The 18367-nt window shown below is 36.4% G+C and carries 17 protein-coding genes and 1 pseudogene; 17 read left to right on the top strand and 1 reads right to left on the bottom strand.

All coding sequences use genetic code 11. The features are described from left to right. From CW749_RS27300 to manA, 17 genes and pseudogenes are all read left to right on the top strand, one after another. A partial coding sequence (locus tag CW749_RS27300; protein WP_145997896.1) for an integrase core domain-containing protein occupies positions 1–226 on the top strand: 226 nt, incomplete at its 5' end. Positions 227–234: 8 nt separating this feature from the next. Next, positions 235–777 (top strand): annotated as a pseudogene (locus tag CW749_RS27295) (ISAs1 family transposase); the annotation flags it as partial. A gap of 69 nt (positions 778–846) precedes the next feature. Further along, complete coding sequence (locus CW749_RS27290) at positions 847–1809, top strand: Wzz/FepE/Etk N-terminal domain-containing protein (RefSeq protein WP_101115625.1); 963 nt, start codon at positions 847–849, stop codon at positions 1807–1809. Between the two features lie 152 nt (positions 1810–1961). Then, positions 1962–2342 (top strand): HAD-IIIC family phosphatase, encoded by a 381-nt coding sequence (locus CW749_RS27285; protein WP_101115624.1) that lies wholly within the window; start codon positions 1962–1964, stop codon positions 2340–2342. Then, the gene (locus CW749_RS27280; RefSeq protein ID WP_101115623.1) at positions 2333–3919 is read left to right on the top strand and encodes a capsular biosynthesis protein; all 1587 of its coding nucleotides are present in this window, start codon (positions 2333–2335) and stop codon (positions 3917–3919) included. Before CW749_RS27285 ends, CW749_RS27280 begins: the two co-directional genes overlap by 10 nt. Beyond that, positions 3916–4653 carry a glycosyltransferase family 2 protein gene (locus tag CW749_RS27275; protein ID WP_101115622.1) on the top strand — a complete coding sequence of 246 codons (738 nt, stop codon included), beginning with the start codon at positions 3916–3918 and terminating at the stop codon, positions 4651–4653. Before CW749_RS27280 ends, CW749_RS27275 begins: the two co-directional genes overlap by 4 nt. After that, positions 4622–5677, top strand: a complete 1056-nt coding sequence (locus CW749_RS27270; protein ID WP_101115621.1) for a WavE lipopolysaccharide synthesis family protein — start codon at positions 4622–4624, stop codon at positions 5675–5677. The genes CW749_RS27275 and CW749_RS27270 overlap by 32 nt, the downstream gene beginning before the upstream one ends. Further along, positions 5674–6933 (top strand): flippase, encoded by a 1260-nt coding sequence (locus tag CW749_RS27265; RefSeq protein WP_101115620.1) that lies wholly within the window; start codon positions 5674–5676, stop codon positions 6931–6933. Before CW749_RS27270 ends, CW749_RS27265 begins: the two co-directional genes overlap by 4 nt. Positions 6934–7046: 113 nt before the next feature. After that, complete coding sequence (locus tag CW749_RS27260; RefSeq protein WP_180958508.1) at positions 7047–8042, top strand: CDP-glycerol glycerophosphotransferase family protein; 996 nt, start codon at positions 7047–7049, stop codon at positions 8040–8042. Between the two features lie 1154 nt (positions 8043–9196). Further along, on the top strand, positions 9197–10195 hold the full coding sequence (locus CW749_RS27250) for a glycosyltransferase family 2 protein (protein ID WP_101115617.1): 999 nt from the start codon (positions 9197–9199) through the stop codon (positions 10193–10195). Next, positions 10182–11045 (top strand): hypothetical protein, encoded by an 864-nt coding sequence (locus tag CW749_RS27245; RefSeq protein ID WP_101115616.1) that lies wholly within the window; start codon positions 10182–10184, stop codon positions 11043–11045. The genes CW749_RS27250 and CW749_RS27245 overlap by 14 nt, the downstream gene beginning before the upstream one ends. Beyond that, positions 11045–12151, top strand: coding sequence for a GDP-mannose 4,6-dehydratase (gmd, locus tag CW749_RS27240; RefSeq protein WP_101115615.1), 1107 nt, complete (start codon positions 11045–11047; stop codon positions 12149–12151). Before CW749_RS27245 ends, gmd begins: the two co-directional genes overlap by 1 nt. Positions 12152–12234: 83 nt before the next feature. Further along, the gene (locus CW749_RS27235; RefSeq protein WP_101115614.1) at positions 12235–13194 is read left to right on the top strand and encodes a GDP-L-fucose synthase; all 960 of its coding nucleotides are present in this window, start codon (positions 12235–12237) and stop codon (positions 13192–13194) included. 41 nt (positions 13195–13235) lie between these two features. Then, a complete protein-coding gene (locus tag CW749_RS27230) occupies positions 13236–13691 on the top strand; it encodes a GDP-mannose mannosyl hydrolase (RefSeq protein ID WP_101115613.1) in 456 nt (151 codons plus the stop codon). Between the two features lie 37 nt (positions 13692–13728). Continuing rightward, the gene (locus tag CW749_RS27225; RefSeq protein ID WP_101115612.1) at positions 13729–15171 is read left to right on the top strand and encodes a mannose-1-phosphate guanylyltransferase/mannose-6-phosphate isomerase; all 1443 of its coding nucleotides are present in this window, start codon (positions 13729–13731) and stop codon (positions 15169–15171) included. 22 nt (positions 15172–15193) lie between these two features. Then, entirely contained in the window at positions 15194–16621 is a 1428-nt protein-coding gene (locus CW749_RS27220) for a phosphomannomutase (RefSeq protein WP_101115611.1), read from the top strand. A gap of 72 nt (positions 16622–16693) precedes the next feature. Next, the gene (gene manA / locus CW749_RS27215) at positions 16694–17899 is read left to right on the top strand and encodes a mannose-6-phosphate isomerase, class I (protein ID WP_101115610.1); all 1206 of its coding nucleotides are present in this window, start codon (positions 16694–16696) and stop codon (positions 17897–17899) included. 242 nt (positions 17900–18141) lie between these two features. Here manA and CW749_RS27210 read toward each other — a convergent pair. After that, on the bottom strand, positions 18142–18367 hold a 226-nt coding region (locus CW749_RS27210; protein ID WP_145997895.1), incomplete at its 5' end, for an integrase core domain-containing protein.

The raw sequence follows: 18367 nt of genomic DNA, 5'->3' as shown, positions 1-18367 counted from the left end.
TTGCTGGGACAACAGTCCGATTGAGCGGTTCTTCAGAAGCCTAAAGACAGAATGGATACCAGTGTCGGGTTATCGGAGTTTTAGCGAAGCGAGAGAACATATAACTCGATACATCACGGGCTACTACAGCCAACTCAGGCCACATCAATATAATGGTGGACTCACACCCAATGAGTCTGAACGACTGTATTGGGAAAACTCTAAAACCGTGGCCAATTTTAGTTGACCACTACAGTCAAGGGAAATCAAGGTCGTCTAGAGGCAGCATTTAATGATTATTTTCATATGGGTATGATGCAAGAGCACGATGGAGATTCGTATAGTACTCAAGAAAAATCGAGAGGTCGTTTGGAAACTCGGTTGGCGCTCACCAACACAGATTTGAGCGTTTTAGGAGATATAGAATTTGAGTGGCCAGAACTAAAGACGATGGGTATAGTGGTAAGTATAAGGCAGGAAGAGTCGGTAGCGAAGGAGCAAGAGTTCTCGGTGAGGTACTTCATAAGTTCGAAGGAATTAAGTGCTAAGGAATTGTTAAATTCGGTACGTTCCCATTGGTTAATAGAGTCAATGCACTGGACATTGGATACGACATTTGGAGAAGATGCGTGTCGTAAACGAGCGGAAGAAAGAGCAGAGAATTTTGCGAGGATCAGGCAGATGTGCTTGAACTTATTAAAACGAGAAATGACATTAAAGGCGAGCATAAAGCACAAAAGAGCGATGTGTGCGATGAATCCTGAGTATCTTTTGAAGGTTCTGGGAAGCCTTAATTGACGGGAAAGTTCGTGATTTTTCCGTGCTGAGTCCAATATAATGAACCTCAGAGCTTAGGATTAAAGACCAATGGAACCACAAAAAGAACCCAACCCAAACTACCCACCATATCCACCTCAATCTACAGATCATGAGATTGACTTGCGTGAACTTTTTAACGCTCTATGGAAAGGCAAATGGATAATCATTGTTACCACATTTGTCTTTGCAGTCGGTGCAGTGTTATACGCACTAAGCCTGCCAAATATATACAAATCGGATGCATTACTCGCGCCAGCAGAGAGCTCAAATGGTGGCGGGCTGTCAAAAATGGCGGGTCAGTTAGGTGGCCTTGCAGCGCTAGCAGGCGTTAACCTTGATGCAGGTGAATCTTCTCAAACGGATTTAGCTGTGCGAGTAATGAAGTCTCGCCAATTTGTTGAAGCATTCGTCAACAAGCACGATTTGCTCGTCCCTTTAATGGCGGCAAAGGATTGGGATTTGGCAAACAATAAACTCATTCTGGATGGAGAACTTTATAACCCCAATTCTGGTGAATGGCTACGTGAAGAAAAAGGTCTACGTGGTACAATACCAACAGCGCAAGAGGCGTTTGAAGTATTCAGTAAAGAGGTTTTGAGCATCAATCAAGATAAAGAGAGTGGCTTATACACCATATCAGTCAAAAACTACTCACCTTATATTGCGCAGCAATGGGTCAATTGGTTAATTGAAGATATCAACAAAGTAATGCGTGAACGTACTATTGCTGAAACTTCTCAAAACCTAGCCTACCTAAATACTCAGCTACAAAAAACCGCTGTAGCTGATATGCAAAGTACATTTTATAAATTAATTGAGGGGCAAACAAAAAGTTTAATGCTTGCTGAAGTTCAAGAAGAATTTATTTTCAAAGTAATAGATCCTGCTGTGATTCCTGAATTAAAAAATAGCCCCAAACGTGCTTTAATCCTTTTGATAGGAAGTCTTATCGGAGCAATTTTATCATCGGTATTTATACTCCTTAGGTTTTCTATTGGGCGTAAATCATGAAGATAAATAAATATTAAAGTGTTATTAATGATCACTTTTAAGTGAATTATATTAAATTAAGATTGATAGTATAACGATAATTACAAAGAACATGATCCTTAATAATATACTTTGTTAAGTAATAGTATTTAAAAATAAATAGAGTAATTTGAATGAAAAAGCTTATTGTTGACTTAGATGGAACGCTCACGAAAGCCAATACTAGCGATTACAGAAATGTACTTCCTCGACATGGCGTCATAGAAAAATTAAAAAAATATAAAGATGAGGGCTTTGCAATTGTTATATGCACTGCAAGAAATATGCGTACGTTTGAGGGAAATGTTGGAAAGATAAATATACATACCCTACCTATAATTATAAGTTGGTTAGAAAAGTATGAAGTTCCTTATGATGAGATTATTGTTGGTAAGCCATGGTGTGGAAAAGAGGGTTTTTACATTGATGATAGAGCAATTAGACCTTCAGAGTTTGTTGAATTAACTTTTGAGGAAATCACAAAACTCTTAGTTGAGGAGAGCAAATGTTCTTAATTATGTCAGGAGCTTATGTTGCTCCCGAGCTAGAGTCTGAATTTGGTAAAATTCCACCAAGCTTTCTACCACTGGGCAATCGACGCTTATTTCAACACCAAATAAAGTTAGCACCAAAAAATAACAAAATTATATTATCTTTACCAGAGTCTTATCAATTATCTATGAGTGATGAGAAATGGTTATTAGAGAATGATATTGATATAGTCCATATACCGGATGGATTAAGCCTAGGGGCTGCTATTGTAGCCGCTCTGAATATTTCTGGTTATTCTATGGATAAGCCGTTACATGTTCTCTTAGGAGATACGCTTTATGAAGAGCTACCTCAAGGAAAGGATGTTGTAGGTTATTCAACAACAGAAGACGGTTATAAATGGACAATAATGACCGAAGAGAATTTTAAATGGGTCGATTCCAGTACTGGAGGCATTGAAGGACAAAAAAGGCGCATAGTGGATGGCTACTTTAAATTTAATAAACCAAGAGTTTTGATAAAGCAGATCACCAAGTGCGAATGGGATTTTATTCAAGGCTTAAACTTGTATCGAGAAGTTGTAGGACTAACACCAGTTAAATCTATTGGATGGCTAGACTTTGGGCATGTAAATACTTACTATCGTTCAAAAGCAAAGTTTACTACACAAAGAGCATTTAACGAGTTAAGGATAACATCTACTTGGATTGAAAAATCTAGCTCAAAAATTGAAAAAATAGACGCTGAAGCATATTGGTTTGAAAATTTACCATTTGAACTTCGAGGCAACATACCACAGTTTTTAGGGAGTAGAGAAATTGATGGCAAGTTCTCATATAAGCTTGAATACTTGCACCTGTCAGCTTTAAATGAACTTTATGTTTTTTCAGAGCTCCCTCTAGCTACATGGACACATGTAATTAACAGTTGTCTGGATTTTTTATCAGATTGTAAAGAAGTAGATTCAAAATTATCATCAAAAGATTCTAATACATTAGAAAAATTATTTACCGTTAAGACAATCGAGAGAGTTAATGAGTATTGTGTTTCGAAAAATATAAAACTAAATGATTTATGGTCTTTAAACGAAGATGAACCTATATCAATAATTCAGATTTTAGAATATAGTGAAAAATATTTGCCTAAAAATAGAGACGTATTGAATGTAATGCATGGTGATCTTTGTTTTAGCAATATTCTTTATGATTTTAGAGCTAAAAAAATAAAAGTCATAGACCCAAGGGGTATAACACCTGAAGGAGTGAAAACCATTTATGGTGACTTGAAGTATGACTTGGCAAAACTTAGTCACTCGATGCTAGGGTTGTATGACTATATAATCGCAGGTTATTTCAACGTAGATATAAAAGGAAGAGAAATTAAATTTGATATAATCAATCAAAATAGAAATGACATACAGCAATATTTTATTGAACAGGTAAAAATACGCTTTGATATATCAGCGTTACAACTTTATGCAATGCAAATTCAACTATTCTTATCGATGTTACCATTACATTCTGATAATTCGGACAGGCAAGATGCGCTTTTTGCAAATGCTTTTAGACTATACAGAACAATAAAGGACCTTGAAAAATGATCATAATACCAATGGCCGGGATGAGTTCTCGTTTTTTGAATGCGGGTTATGATAAGCCAAAATATATGCTTGAAGCTAGAGGTTTTACATTATTTGAACACTCAATTTCGAGCTTTAAAAAATATTTTAATGATGAAAGGTTCTTATTTATAGTAAAAGATATTGCTGGTACAAAAAACTTTGTAAACTCAAAGTGTATTGAGCTTGGTATAAGAAAATACGATATTTGTGTCTTAGAAAAAAACACAAGAGGACAAGCTGAAACTGTAGCTCTAGGCTTAACCTATCTCCAGAGAATTTCTGATTTAAATGACGAATCCATTACGATATTTAATATAGATACGTTTCGGTGGGGGTTCTCATACCCACAACTATCAGCTAGTTGTGATGGATACTTAGAAGTATTCAAAGGGCAAGGGGATAACTGGTCATTTGCTAAACCAGCATCAAATTATACTACAGAGGTTATTGAAACAGCGGAGAAAAGACCGATCTCAAATTTATGTAGCACAGGATTGTATTTTTTTAAAACGGCCAAATTATATTTAGATGCCTATGAACATTATCAAAGCTTATCAAACTGTAAATGGGAGAAAGGGGAGATCTATGTCGCGCCATTGTACAACTACCTGATCAGAAATGGGTATAAAATTCATTACAATCTGATAGATAAAGACGCAGTTATATTTTGTGGAGTACCCGATGAATACATTGAGTTTAAGACGAATCTTTAAGCTATCTTTTGGAAAGGTTCTAGAATTATGTCCCAACATTAACAAAAGTTTAATAGAAAGATTTTTTTTTTACTACAACCAAAAATCACATCAGGCTAGTGATTATGTCTCAGTACATTTTAGACCAGTGAAACATGAAGATATTTTTTCTGGTTATAAAAATTGCTCCACAAAAAGTGCTATTCTTGTTCAAGGGCCTGTTGAGGACGTTAATTTTTTACTAAATACTCTTGAGCTGTATAAAACACAATTTAAGTCGGCAAGAATCGTACTAAGTACATGGAGCGATACTGATAAAGAAATTATATCTAAGATAGAAAAAATTGGCATTGATGTTGTTTTGAGTGATAAACCTGATAATCCAGGACTTCTCAATGTCAACTATCAAATGGTCAGCACTAAAGCTGGCTTAAACTTTATAAGTGATACAGAAGTTGAATATACACTTAAGACCAGAACTGATTGTAGAATTCATAGTTCAATAACTCTAGACCTGTGCGAAGAGCTGCTTAGAATATATAAACCTGTTGACAAAAAACAAACTTCTAGAATTGTTTTGATAAACTTTAATACAACTAAATACAGACCTTTTTCTTTCTCAGATATTTTTCAATATGCAAAAACATCCGAGTTATATAAATATTGGTCATGTCCAGAAGATAATCGAAGTAACGATTTGAACGAAATAAAGAAAAAGAATACTTATAACTTTAAGTTTGCAGCTGAAAATTATATCACGGAGTCTTACTTCGGTAGGTACTATATAAAAAATATAGGGGAGGATGACTCTGTTAGCTTGAATGTTAGTCTTACACATATAAGAGACCGTTTTATTGTAATAGATAAGGAAATGATTGATCACTACTGGAATAAATATAATTCCTACGAGTATAATGTTTCAGAGAGTCCTATGTATAGTCAGGATAGGACCGTGGAAAAAATAAGCTTCTCTGAATGGCTTATAATGCAATCTAAATCGTTACCAACCCTTGATAACCAATATTTGTATGTTGAAAGAAAATGAAGCATTATCTAAAAAGTGCGTGTTGGCTATTAGGTGAAAAGGGCGTTAGCTTTTTTTGCGTGCTGTTAGTGAACTTTCAAGTAGCAAAGTATCTTGAGCCTGATCTATTTGGGAGATTTAGTTTTGCGCAAGCGATCTCTTCTCTTTTGCTAATATTGTCTGGGTTAGGTATTCATAATATCTTATTAAGGGATTTCTCTAACTCCAACTCAAAAAGAGATATCTTATATGCAGCTTCTTTATTACTAAGAGGTGGATTTAGTATAATAATATTGCTCTTAGCTTTTTTCTTATATCGCAAATCTATCCTAACGATAGAAGTTACGATATTTACGCTACTTTGTTTACCACAGACATTCTTCTACTATGAAAATATATTGCAATCAAAAGGTCAAGGTAAAATTATAGCTATCAGCAAGATTTTAGGAGTTCTTACATCTGCGTTATTGAAGCTTAGCATGATCTACTATGATTGTGGTATTATATATATAATATTATGTTATGTTATCGAAAGCGTAATTATCAGTACGTTTTACGTTTTTCATGGTAGATTCTTACTTAAGTCAGCAATCAAAAATATTGATTTTTCTCTTTTAAAATCAGATTGTATTTACTTATTAAAAAAAGGCGCGCCATTATTATTTAGCGGTATTATGGTAATTGCTTATACTAGAACAGATCAATTGATGATAAAAAGTATGTTGGGAGAAAGTGCGTTGGGCTTTTATAGTGCAGCTATAAGAGTTTCGGAAGCACTTAATTTCCTTCCTTACTTAATATTTTCTGCTATATTTCCATTTTTTATTAAAAAAAAGAGAGAGTCGTTAAAATCTTATGAAACACTAGTTTCTCGGTCTTTTTCGATAGTTTTGGTTTTTTCATCTTTAACTTCTTGGATTATTTATACTTTCTCTGAAAAAATAATAAACCTGGCGTATGGGGTAGACTATAGCAATTCAACACCAGTATTAGCGTTGAGCTGTTGGGGCTTTGTCTTTATATCTATTGGTGCTGTAAGTAGCAAGTGGCTTCTGGCAGAAGATCTACAGAAATATTCTCTTTTTCATTCACTTATAGGTCTGGTTATAAATGTATTGATGAATCTTGCTTTAATTCCTAAATTTGGAATTATAGGGGCATCGATATCGACTCTTATTAGTTTGTTTTTTTCATCGTTGTTATTATATGTAATATCATCTAAAACAAGAAAGTTAGTATTAATTTTTTTTAGGTCAGTGTTGTTATGGAAATTTTAAAGAAGATATCGATAAAAAGATTGTCATACGTAGTTAATTTTTTCCTGGCTTATTTATTTTACATTGTATCGAAGTGGCTAAAATTTGACAATTCTAAAAAAGGTGAGCTATGGGTGTTCGGTAGTGGAAGTGGACTATTCGAAAATAATGTTGAAGTATTTTTGAATTTTGTTATTAAAAAAGAGTTGGAAAATAGTAATAATCGTTTTGTTTTTATCTCAAATAAGAAAGTTGATAACTTACCTAATAAAGTTGCTAGATTAGATCGTGGTAGTATAAATGCATATTACATGTGTTTGAATGCTAAATATATAGTTCTCGATACTAATGACTCAGATGTGTGTCCAGGATTTTTACAGAAATGTGGGGCAAAAAAAATTAACGTTAACCATGGGCAAGAAGGATTAAAGAAACTACCTGCCGATTATTATGAAAAAATTAATGTTGATTATAATTGTGCTGTTTCTGAAACTGAAAAAGAGATAAAAATAATTGAGTGTGGTGCTAAACCTGATACTGTTGTAGTTACTGGTTTGCCTAGGTATGATAAGCTATTCGGTCAGTGCAAATTTAGTAATGCTATTCTGTTTTTTCCAACTTGGAGACCTTGGTTCCAGACATCCCAACGTGAAAATAACGAATTTGTAAAGCATGTTGATTGTTTTTTATCAAACCCTAATTTGCAAAGCTATCTAAAGGAAAGTGGGCGAATTCTTTATTTTAAAGCTCATCACATGATGGATATTAAGCCAAAAACATCTTATGGAACGAATATAATAATTCTTCAACCTCATGAAAACCTTAGTAACATAATTCGAAAAACAAATACCTTAATTACTGATTACTCTAGTGTTTGCTGGGATTATATATATACAAAGCGTGACGTGCTATTTTTTCAACCAGATAGAGAAAAATATCTTGAACAGATCGGTTTGTATAACCTGAATGGCAAAGCTCTAGGGATGACGGTTTTTAGTGTTGATAGCTTGGTCAATATACTGACTTCGGAACAAAAAAAGGTAACTTGTAATTCTGAGCAGTTTTTTAGATACTTCGATAATAGGAATTGTGAACGAATTTATAATTTAATAGTTAAAGGCTTTTTTTAATGGAATTCTATATATTTATTATAACCATCCTTTGGTTAATATATTTAGGTGGAGTCACAAGTAAATCAAAGTCTATAATATTTGAATATTTTTCGTTTCTAATTTTGTTCCTATTTTCAAGTAATTCCTACTTCAATGGATGGGACGCCTATACGTATCTTCGATATTTTAATGTAATTGTCGATAAGGGGAATTATGAAGGTTTTTCTGTCTTATATGCATCGGGGTTGGAAATTGGCTACATAGCCATTCTTTCATTTAGTGCGTTGATATCTGATAACTTTCAATTCTATATTCTGATTCAAAGTTTAATTGTGAATACCCTTCTTTGGTTTGGGGTTAGAAAACTAGACTTGAATTTCTCTCTTTTCGCACTTTTGTTTTTCTGTGCCTCTTTTACTCGATTAGAAATGAGTACTTTTCGGCAAGGAATATCTTTCTCTATCTTTGTGTTTTCTCTCCCCTATCTTATTAATGGAAGCAGAAAGTATATTTTTACAATTTTATTCGCCACACTTTTTCACTTTTCTTCAGTTGTTCTTTTGATGCTATGGCTTGTTAAAAAATTAGAACTCAAAATACATGTCTTAATTGCATTAGCCGCCATACCAATGTGGTACGTTACGTTAGGGCTTTATAATTTATTTCTTTCAACCACATCAATTTTACCTGATAGCCTATCTTTTATAGTCCTTCTGTTAGAGCACTACTCTCAATATCGACAAGCGGGTCTTTCAGTCCTAACGCTTGTAAATTTAGCGATATATTCATTTTTGATCTTCGTGTTTTATTCTTATAAAATCGAAATTACGAGAATACCATTATTAAATACAACGATGGTACTGTTTGGCAGTCTCATACTTTTGCAGTTTTACACAAAATTTATGCCCTCTCTCATTGTTTCTAGATTTGAATACTACTTTTCAGTTTCATTAATAATACTAATTCAGTTGATACCTACATATGCCATCGGTTTTAGAAAGCACTCGCCACTCATAATGTTACCGTTGTCGCTTTTAATGTTCTTTATAACATTTAGGTATCATTTGGATCGAGAGGTATACTTTCCATACACAGGTTATGTAGAATACCTGTTATTTGGGACTCCGCCTAGGGCAGAAGAGTATATATATAGAATAGGTTTGGACTATTAAATGGTGAAAATTAGTTTTATTGTTCCTTGTTACAACGTTGCAAATTACATCGAGAATTCACTTTTAAGATGGGAACCGTTACTTTCCCAAAATGTTGAATTTATATTTATAGACGATGGGTCCCAAGATGATACAATCATTACCCTTGAGAAGAGCTTAAAAGGTACAACTTTTAATAGTAAAATTATTACGGTGTCCAATCAGGGTGTATCCTCTGCTAGAAATTTTGGATTAAGCGAAGCTGTCGGCGATTATGTCGTTTTTCTGGATTCCGATGATTATTTTGAAAATGGTTATTTGAATTTTATTTGTGACGCTCTATCATCAAGTCAAGAGTTAGACTTAATAATAACCAATTTTGATATGGTTGATGAGCTTGGTAATCAAATTAGATTTTTTAAAAGTAATATAACATCTATCTCAGAACCACTCATGCAGTACTTAAAAGGTGATATAACTTGCCATCTTGGTAGTTTATGTATAAACCGTAATTTTTTAGTTGAGCATGACATAAAATTTCCGATAGGAGTTGCTGTTGGGGAAGATTTGATATTTACTGTAAAATTATTTGAGTATGCTATTCAAGAAAGAATAAGAATAGTCAATCTAAGCTTCTTTCGATACGTCGTTATTAGTTCTTCTGTAATGAATTCAGAAATTTCAATGAAGCACTATGAAGGTATGGAAAAAATAAAATCATTGATTAATTTACCTCGGGGTTATGAGAGGGTTTTTTATCGATATGTTTGCTTGAAATTAGCTCATGTGATTAAAAGAAGTATATTACAAGGTGTCGACAGCTCAGTTTCAATCAAAAAGCTAACAACAATAATAAGTAAGATACTATTTAAGCAAAAGGCATGTAAACAATCGAGATTAGAACGGTTTTTATATCACGCTATTGTGAATCAGTTCTCTATTACAGTTATTTCTAGCTTAATATTTTTTTCTTCAAAGCTTTCTTTTCTAATTAAAAAGAGTGTAAGTGGTTACAGTTAAAATGTACAATATTATATTCTCAATAGCAGTTCACGAAGCGAGTGATTGTGTTGTTGATCTGATTGAAAATGTTTTTAAATATAATGATAACGTTGCGATAGTTGTGCATTGTAAGTCTGGGTTTGATTTTAATTTAAATAGGGAACACGTCTTTATTAATCCAAAATCATATAATACAGGGATCTTTGACCAATCATTGGTGGTTGTACATTTATCTAACCTATACTTTTTAGAAAGTTTGAATACAAAATTCAAATTTTTTTCTATCTTAGGTAGTAATGAAATGTTTGTTAAAAGTGGGCTTTTCAAATATGTTTCTTCTGAAAATGAGCATACTGTTTGCCCTGTAAACAAGTTTGATATCCAAACTATAAATGCATTCGGTGATAATAAATTTGTAGCGTTGACTGAATATCTAGGTTTAGAAATTAAAAAATCTCAGCCAGAAGGCTGTTTTTACAATGAGAGTAAGGTTTCTAACTTTTTTAAGTCAGAGATAAGGGAATATTTCTATGATTTAGAAAAGTATTTTATACCAGAAAATAGAATTAGATGTTTTTATCGTGAAAATGCGTCAAAATTAAGCAGATTGATGGTGAAGTTAAAGGTTAATTTCCGTTTCTCTCGATTTTCATATGCGGGAGAAGAGTTTTTTTTGCCTACCATAGCTAATTCGACGATATCCAGAAAAAATAACTCATCTTGCTTTATAAATTGGGAAGAATCCTTGAGTGTAACTGTTTCCGATATTGTCAACATAAGAGAATCTTCCTTTGAAAAATACACAGTTAAAAGAGTAAATAGAAAGTATAATGATCCAATTCGAAAGTTTATTAGGAGTTTAAACTGATGAAAAAAGCGTTAATTACAGGTATCACAGGTCAAGATGGCTCTTATTTAGCTGAACTTCTAATAGAAAAAGGTTATGAGGTTCACGGTCTTATTCGCCGAGCATCATCATACAATACTGAACGTATAGATGCGCTGGTAAATGATGGTGCCTATATCAAACTGCACTACGGCGACCTAACGGATTCTTCAAACCTAATTCGATTGGTCAAAGAAATTCAACCAGATGAAATCTATAATTTAGGCGCAATGTCGCACGTGGCGGTTTCTTTTGAATCACCAGAATATGTTGCTGATGTAGATGGCATGGGGACTCTTCGTCTTCTTGAGGCGATTCGTATCAATGGTCTGGAAAAGAAAACTCGTTTTTACCAAGCGTCTACCTCGGAGCTTTACGGAGAGGTTCGTGAAATTCCTCAGCGTGAAACTACACCTTTTTATCCGCGCTCTCCATACGCTGTAGCTAAAATGTATGCATACTGGATTGTGGTTAACTATCGTGAATCTTACGGTATGTACGCATGTAATGGTATTTTGTTTAACCACGAGTCACCACGTCGGGGTGAAACCTTTGTAACTCGTAAGATTACTCGAGCTGTCGCTAACATTTCTCAAGGTCTAGAATCTTGCCTAGAACTTGGCAACATGGATGCGTTGCGTGACTGGGGGCATGCTAAAGATTACGTTCGAATGCAATGGATGATGCTTCAACAAGATCAGGCTGAAGATTTTGTTATTGCTACTGGTAAACAGATCTCTGTGCGCGAGTTTGTTCGCTTGTCAGCAAAGGAAGCGGGGATCGAACTTGAGTTTTCCGGCGAAGGTATTGATGAAATCGCTACTGTGGTTGCTATTGATGAAGAAAAAGCACCAAAAGTGAAAGTTGGCGATGTCATTGTAAAAGTAAACCCTCGCTTCTTCCGTCCAGCGGAAGTCGAGACGCTACTTGGTGACCCAAGTAAAGCGAAAGCCAAGCTTGGCTGGACTCCAGAGATCACTGTGGAAGAAATGTGTGCAGAAATGGTTGCGTCTGATATCGATAAGGCAAAACAACACGCAGTTCTCAAAGAGCACGGTTTTGATGTTGCGATCTCACTAGAAAGCTAATTATTCAGTAATACTGATTCGTTTATATTGCAGAGTTCCTCATTTCAGGCTCTGCTTTTTCTGTTTATATTATCGGTACTAGTATGAAAAGAGTATTTGTAGCTGGCCATAAGGGAATGGTTGGATCTGCTATTGTTCGTCAATTATCTAAAGATTGCTCAGTAGAAATTATTACCAAAGATCGTAATCAGCTTAACTTGTTAGATGCACTAGCCGTCGAGGAATTTTTTGCGACTCACCATATTGACCAAGTTTACCTTGCGGCTGCGAAAGTCGGCGGGATTGTTGCTAACAATACGTACCCAGCTGAGTTTATTTATCAAAATTTGACGATTCAAAACAATATTATCTACTCTGCACATCTGCATGGTGTTCAAGATTTACTATTCTTGGGGTCGTCTTGTATTTATCCAAAGTTTGCACAACAACCGATGCGCGAAGACTCTTTATTGACTGGAACTTTGGAAGAAACCAATGAGCCTTATGCAATTGCTAAGATTGCCGGTATCAAAATGTGTGAGTCCTATAATCGCCAATATGGTCGCAACTATCGATCGGTAATGCCAACTAATTTGTATGGTGAGAATGATAATTTTCATCCTCAAAACTCTCACGTTATTCCCGCGTTGTTGCGTCGCTTTCACGAAGCGAAGTTGAATGGTGACAGTAAAGTTGTTGCGTGGGGGAGCGGTAAACCTATGCGGGAGTTTTTGCATGTGGATGATATGGCAGCAGCCTCAATTTATGTAATGAATCTTGATCAAGAGGCGTATCTAGAAAATACGCAAGAAATGCTTAGTCACATAAACGTAGGTACAGGTGTGGATTGTACTATTCGTGAACTTGTTGAAACTGTGGCAAAAGTGGTTGGTTTTGAAGGTGAAATTGAATTTGATACTACGAAGCCAGATGGCACTCCTCGCAAGTTAATGGATGTTTCACGTTTAAAGAGTCTAGGGTGGGAAGCGAAGACGAGCCTAGAAGATGGTTTAGCTATGACTTACCAGTGGTTCTTAGGAAATCAAGAAAGTTATCGCGGTTAAAGTACCGAGATAGAGCTAATATAAGGACTTAAACAGAGCATATGTTTTTAAACAAACAACGTTTTTCTCAAGTGATTGAAAGTACGCCATTAGTTTCAATTGATTTGGTTATTGAGAACGAAAGTGGTCAAGTTTTACTTGGAGAGCGTTTAAATCGACCAGCTCAAGGTTTTTGGTTCGTTCCCGGTGGTCGTATTCTTAAAGATGAAAAGCTTGAAGATGCCTTTACTCGATTAACTATAGAGGAGCTTGGACATGAGTTTAAGCTCTCTCAATCAACACTGCTGGGACCATATACACACCTCTATGATGACAATGTGTTTGGCAATGAGTTTACGACTCATTATGTCGCGATTGCCTATAAGCTCACTGTCATTCGCTCTGAATTGAACTTACCCATGGATGTGCAGCATTCTCGTTATCGTTGGTGTAGTCAAGTTGAACTATTGACCAGTGATAAAGTACATGTCCATACTAAATGGTATTTTCAAAAATAACTAAAACTATCACCTAATTAAAAACAACGAGTTGACTATGCTTATTCCTGTAATTATGGCCGGCGGCTCTGGCAGTCGTTTATGGCCTCTATCTCGTGCCAAATACCCTAAACAATTTTTAGCGGTAACTGGCGAGCAAACTATGCTTCAACAAACGTTAAGTCGCATGGTTGGGCTAGAGCACAATTCGCCGTTTGTTATCTGCAATGAAGAACATCGATTTCTAGTTGCTGAACAACTTCGCCGTATTGAGAGCAGTTATAGCGGAATACTACTAGAACCAGTCGGGCGTAATACTGCTCCTGCTATTGCCCTAGCCGCAAAGTTTGCCCTATCTGAAAACCAAACTTCAGCTGAAGATGCGTTGATGCTGGTTCTTGCCGCTGATCATGTAATTAAAGATACTCAATCTTTTCATCAATCGGTGAAAGCCGCTATTCCGTACGCACGACGCGGTGATATGGTAACTTTTGGTATCAAAGCGGATGCACCAGAAACAGGTTATGGCTACATTAAAACCGGCGCTACAGTTACCGTCGCTGATGAAAGCCGTGGCTTTAGCGTTGATAGTTTTATCGAAAAGCCTAATATCGAAACTGCGAAGCAGTATCTAAAGGATGGTAGTTACTTGTGGAACAGCGGTATGTTTTTATTCAAAGCATCTACTTATCTAGAAGAGTTAGCAAAGTTCCGACCAGATATCTTGAAAGCATGTGAAAGTGCTTACGATAGTCATTTTGAAGACTTAGACTTTATTCGCATGTCATCTGAACTGTTTTCACTTATCCCAGACGAATCAATAGATTTTGCCGTAATGGAAAAAACAGAAAAAGCTGTTGTTGTTCCAATGGACGCAAATTGGAGTGATGTTGGTTCTTGGTCTGCACTCTGGGATGTGAATGATAAAGATGAACAGGGCAATGCAACTCGCGGTGATGTGTTAACTGAGCAGACTCAGAATAGTTATATTTATTCACAAGATAAACTTGTTGCTACCGTTGGTGTCGAAAACCTGATCGTTGTAGAGACAAAAGATGCAGTGCTAGTTGCGGATAAAGACAAAGTTCAAGATGTAAAGTCGATTGTTAATCAACTAAAACAACAAGACCGCGCAGAGTGTCAGCAGCATCAAGAGGTATATCGCCCATGGGGGTCCCATGAGACGGTATCTGAAGGTGACCGTTACCATGTGAAGCAAGTGTTAGTTAAGCCAAAAGAGAAGACAGCTCTTCAGATGCATCACCATCGAGCTGAGCATTGGGTTGTCGTGTCAGGGACGGCTAAAGTGACAAAAGGTGATGAAACTTTCCTTCTTACTGAAAATCAGTCAACTTATATTCCAGTAGGGACTCCGCACTCCGTAGAAAATCCAGGACAAGTGCCTTTAGAGCTTATTGAAGTTCGTTCTGGATCGTACTTAGAAGAAGACGATATTGTTCGCTTTGATGAGCAAGCATCTAAGTTTGGTGGCGACTACTAACGACTTATTGAGATAGGAAATTATGGTAACAAAATTAATTAGTAGTGAAGTGCTTGGTGCTTCAGGCGTTCAGTTTGGTACTAGTGGTGCGCGAGGGCTCGTCACCCAGTTTACATCGGACGTCTGTGCTGCATTTACTCACGCATTTGTGGCATCAATGCGTAGCAATTTTGCTTTCAATCAAATAGCTGTGGCAATTGATAATCGCCCTAGCAGTCCTGAAATGGCAAAAGCAGTCATTCAAGCGCTTACCGATGCTGGTGTAGATGCCATTTACTATGGTGTTGTCCCCACTCCTGCTCTGGCTTTTACCACAATGCAAGACAATATGCCTTGCATCATGGTGACTGGGTCTCATATCCCATTTGACCGCAATGGAATTAAGTTCTATCGCCCAGATGGAGAGATCACTAAAGCCGATGAACAAGCAATCTTAACCGAGAAGGTAGACTTTAGTGCTATCAATGACCTGCCTGAGTTAACGATTAATTTCCGGGCGGCTGAGCTTTACCGAACACGTTATACCGACTTGTTTGATGCAGATTTGCTCGCAGGAAAGCGTGTTGGTATTTATGAGCATTCAAGTGCCGGGAGAGATATTTACCAAGGACTCTTTGAATCGCTTGGGGCTGAAGTCATTTCATTGGAGCGTACTGACGAGTTCGTACCAATTGATACTGAAGCCGTGGCTGAATCTGACAAAGAGAAAGCACGTTTTTGGTCCAAACAGTATAATTTAGATTTTATTTTCTCGACCGATGGAGACGGTGATCGTCCTTTAGTTGCGGATGAAAACGGTGAATGGTTGAGAGGTGATATCCTAGGCCTACTTTGTTCGCAAGCGCTTCAAATTGAAGCATTGGCTGTGCCTGTTAGTTGCAACACTATTATTGCTGAATCTCCTGGATTTGAAGCTGTGTCTAAAACACGAATTGGCTCACCTTATGTCATCGCTGAATTTTCAGAATTAACAAGAACTTATAAAAGAATTGCAGGGTTTGAAGCTAACGGAGGATATTTACTCGGAAGTAATGTTTCAGTGAATGGGAAATCTCTAAAAGCACTGCCAACCCGAGACGCTGTTTTACCTGCGCTTATGTTGCTTTCTTTAGCGAAAACATCATCGATCAAAAGTTTGGTAGGTAATCTGCCACAGCGCTTTACGCATAGCGACCGCATTCAAAACTTTCCCACGGAAAGAAGTTTAGCAATACTTGAACATGGCAAAATGAACCCTGAAGAATTACTGCTAAATTTTGGTTTTACGGATTTACAGGTAGAAAGTACTAACACTACTGATGGCCTGAGACTCTCTCTGACTAATGATGTGATCATTCACTTACGACCTTCTGGTAATGCACCTGAATTGCGGTGTTATGCCGAAGCTGCATCTTTTGACATTGCTAAAAGATATGTAGACACAGTCTTATCTCGTGCGCAGCAGTTTTAGTTAAATCTAGAAATATAGAGGCTTGACCTAGAATAATCTGGGTCAAGCTTTTTTCGTTTAATGGTAATGCTAATGAACTTTTTTAAACTTAAAAACCCAATACAAAATTATGCATGGGGCAGTAAGAGTGCTCTTCAAGAGTTATTTGGAATTGAAAATCCAAACCAGGAACCTCAAGCAGAGATTTGGATGGGAGCACACCCCAATGGATGCTCAAAGATTCAACTTGAAGGTGAAGAGTTTCTTCTATCTGAGTTTATTGCTAAAGATAAAGCCAAAATTTTATCGACCAGTACGGAGCAAAAATTTGGAACATTACCCTATTTGTTTAAGGTATTGTCAGCTGGGAATGCGTTATCAATACAGGTTCATCCAAATAAATCGGAAGCTGAGCAAGGGTTTGCTAAAGAAGAAGAGTTAGGCATTGAGCATTCGGCTCCAAATCGAAACTATAAGGATATAAATCACAAGCCGGAGTTGGTTTATGCATTGACATCGTTTCGAGCAATGAATGGCTTTCGTGCATATACGGAGGTTGCTTCTCTATTCACCAAAATTGTAGAGAAAGTAAATTTGCCTGCAATTGAAAATTTGCTTGAAAGCTTCAAAAAAAACTTAACCTCAGAAGGACTAGAGACATTTTTTGTAGGAATCCTATATTTAGATGCTGAAGATAAAGAGGATTCAATTGGAGGGCTAATAGACTATGCAACAGAAAATCAACAGTCAAATGTTGACAATGATTTGTTTTCTTTAATTCTTGAATTAGAAAAACTTTATCCAGATGACATCGGTTTATTTTCACCTCTCATGCTGAATGTGATGACTCTTGCTCCTGGTGAAGCGATGTTCGTTAATGCCAGGACGCCACACGCTTATCTAAAAGGTTCTGGGCTGGAAGTGATGGCTAACTCAGATAATGTTCTTCGCGCAGGATTAACTCAAAAACATATTGATATAGATGAGTTGGTAAAATGTACCTCATTTGCGGAGACCATAGAGAAATCTATACGCTTGCTACCTAGAGTCGATGGAAAGAATCATTATTATCCTGTTCCTGTTAAAGACTTTAAGTTCGACTGCATTTTAGAGTGTTATGAAATGAAGAACGAGGTCAAAAGTGCTGAGATCATATTTTCTATTGATGGTGATTTGACTATTGAACATACGTCCAAGGAAAAAATAATATTAAAAAAAGGCGAATCAGTATTTGTACCAGCATATGTAAAGCAGTATAAAATCACTTCTAAAGGTCGGGTTGCCAGAGTGTACAACTAAAAGTCAATTGAGATGCTACTGTGATCATCCTCTAGTCTAGGGGATGATTACAATGACAATTCAGCTCCTATGACTACCTGATCTTACCAAGAATTCTCTTGTTAAGACTGATATGATTTTTGCGGAGGAAGTCAACTTTCTTCGAAGAGAGACTAACCGAATATATGCAACTCCGTCGGTTACGCGAAATTACCTGCAGAGTTCTAGGGTATATATGACTTTCCCTGCTCGAAGTGTAGTGGTCAACTAAAATTGGCCACGGTTTTAGAGTTTTCCCGATACAGTCGTTCAGACTCATTGGGTGTGAGTCCACCATTATATTGATGTGGCCTGAGTTGGCTGTAGTAGCCCGTGATGTATCGAGTTATATGTTCTCTCGCTTCGCTAAAACTCCGATAACCCGACACTGGTATCCATTCTGTCTTTAGGCTTCTGAAGAACCGCTCCATCGGACTGTTGTCCCAGCAA

It is taken from the genome of Vibrio sp. vnigr-6D03 (assembly GCF_002835515.1).
Classification (GTDB): Bacteria; Pseudomonadota; Gammaproteobacteria; order Enterobacterales; family Vibrionaceae; genus Vibrio; species Vibrio penaeicida.
Note: the sequence above shows the minus strand (reverse complement) of the source record. Positions and strands in the feature narration are given on the sequence as shown.